Annotated in this window: 1 protein-coding gene; it reads right to left on the reverse strand. The window is 41.9% G+C overall.

What is annotated here, in order from left to right; all coding sequences use genetic code 11:
* Positions 1–92: 92 nt before the first annotated feature.
* Positions 93–1,766, reverse strand: a complete 1,674-nt coding sequence (ltrA, locus tag ACIQ7L_RS28080) for a group II intron reverse transcriptase/maturase (RefSeq protein WP_400573497.1) — start codon at positions 1,764–1,766, stop codon at positions 93–95.
* Positions 1,767–2,376: the final 610 nt, after the last annotated feature.

Genomic DNA, 2,376 nt, shown 5'->3' on the forward strand with positions numbered 1-2,376 from the left:
GGTTAAGTCGGGTAAGCGAGGGGCATCACTGCCCCTAACTCCCCTAAGAACCGTACGTGACAGTTTCCCATCATACGGCTCAAGCCTTCTTTTTATCCTATAACAGTATCAAGGCAGGGTAAGTGAACAAGCCTTACATATCCATTTGGTTGTGAGTGATTTTGATAGGCCGACATATCTTTTACGATAACTTTTTCTCCATTTTGTAGCGAACATCTACATATTGCACAGCGATAGCCTTGTTTCCTAGCCAGCTTCATTCTGTCCATTGTATTCTCTGAATCAAACACCTTTCGGTCTCGTTTTTCCCAATATTCCTTCAAAGTTGGGTCATCAGGACTATTCTTATACATAACCATGTTGTGTCTTTCAATCTTAATCCAAGGCATATGTAATAGTTGGATATTCGTCTTGGGACAGGTTGGCACATTTACATTTCCTCCATGATGCGGAGCCTTATAATACCGTGTTCTAATCCATCTCCAAGCCTTTCTGGGGTGTAGTTGTCTTAGATGCTTACGCACTTTCCAGTATATGTATTCAGCTAGTTTGCTAAAAATCTTCTTAGATACCACGTGTTTCCAGTATTGTCCGTAACCTCTAATAATCGGATTTAACACTCGAATAATCTCACCAATCGGTTGACCTCTCATCATACGAAGAGTATCTCTAATTTTCTCTTTTGCTTTCTTTATGCTACTCTTACTTGGTTTGATAAACAATTTGTTCCCTTGCCACGTCTTATACTGCCGGACTGAGAATCCTAAAAACTCAAAACCTTGTTCAATCTGTGTAACCTTTGTTTTCTCAAGACTTAGTTCTAATCCTCTCTTTTTGAGATAGAGACGAAGTCTCTCATGTATAGATTGGGCTTGGTCTTTCGTTTCCGCCAGGACGACAAAGTCGTCTGCATAACGTATAAGAGCTATCTTACATGCAGGGTTGATAATGTAACTTGCATTGGCTTTATAATTCTTTTTGTATGTGATGCCTAATGCTTCTTCCATTCCATGAAGAGCGATGTTAGCTAATAAAGGTGAGATAGTTCCTCCTTGCGGAGTTCCTTCTTGTGTTTCGGAGAAGTTACTTCGTTCCATGTACCCCATTTGAAGCCATCTTTCTATAAGGGGGCTCCCGGGAAAATTGGGAATTTGTTTGAGTATCCAATCATGATTCAGATGGTCAAAACATGCTTTAAAATCTCCTTCAAATATCCATTTCTTCTTACTGCCTCCGTTAATTCTATTGAAAATACTGCGTATGGCATCGTGGGTACTTCTTTTAGGACGGAAGCCATAAGAAATTGCTTCAAATCTGGATTCCCATTGGGGTTCGAGGGCATTTCTGACCATATTTTGATATATTCTATCTTTTATAGTCGGAATACCTAAAGGTCTCAATTTTCCATTCTTTTTGGCAATGTATATGCGTTTGGCTGGTTTTGGACGGTGTCGGAAGATGTTCTGAGTTTTAAGCTGTTTATATAATTGATTTCTTTCCCTCCGACTTAACGCTGTGTGTTCGTCAACTCCAGGTGTTCGTTTTCCTTTATTCTGCTGTGTCACTCTTCTAATGGATAGTAGTAAATTCGCCTCGCTTCTCAAGAGTAGGCGTTGTAGTTTCCTTACTTTTCTACGTTGATTTAACTGTTCGGCACGATAAATTCTTTGTCGTAACTTCGTCACATACATTTGGACTGCTTTCCAGTCCGTTGAGTTCCAATCTGTATACGAGACGTGCGCCGACGCTCGTTCTGAGGTGTTCATAACTGCACGCTCCTATTCGTCAGAAGATAACTTCCAAATTTATTTCCGTGTTGAAGACCTATAGGAAGTGGGCCCTCTTTCGAGTCTGTCATGGGATTGTCCGTGAGGACGACAGTATCCGTCCAGTTATACGGTCGCTTTCCTGTTTCCTTTCGGAATGACGGCATTTGCTTTCTCCTATATCCTTTACCCTCTGCCACATCGTTTGATTTTGCAATCTCCCTACTGTTTGTACAGATGACATAGGGCTTACCAAGTTTCGCATTTCACAGATGCGATAGGGTTAGGTGGGCTCTTTACTCCGGGCAAGATGTGGGACGCGTCACGGCAGTGTTATGAGCCTGCCTTTCCTCTTGCCAATACCCAAGCAACACTGTGTATTATCTTGAGCTAATGCTTACGAAGCTTACGGACCTTCACTTACGTTCACCATGTCTATCTTCTCCTAGCAGTTTTCCGGACCATACACTTGTCCTCTGTTTCCGCATTTCCTCATGCAACCCACAAACTCGTTACCAAGTTTGCAGTTTCGGATGGAGATAATCTTTGCGTCTAGATTAGTAGCGTGAGCTACACTGCAGAAATGCGACTTCCTGTCGCACCATAACGT

Source organism: Bacillus sp. NPDC094106, from assembly GCF_044764345.1.
GTDB lineage: Bacteria > Bacillota > Bacilli > Bacillales > Bacillaceae_G > Bacillus_A.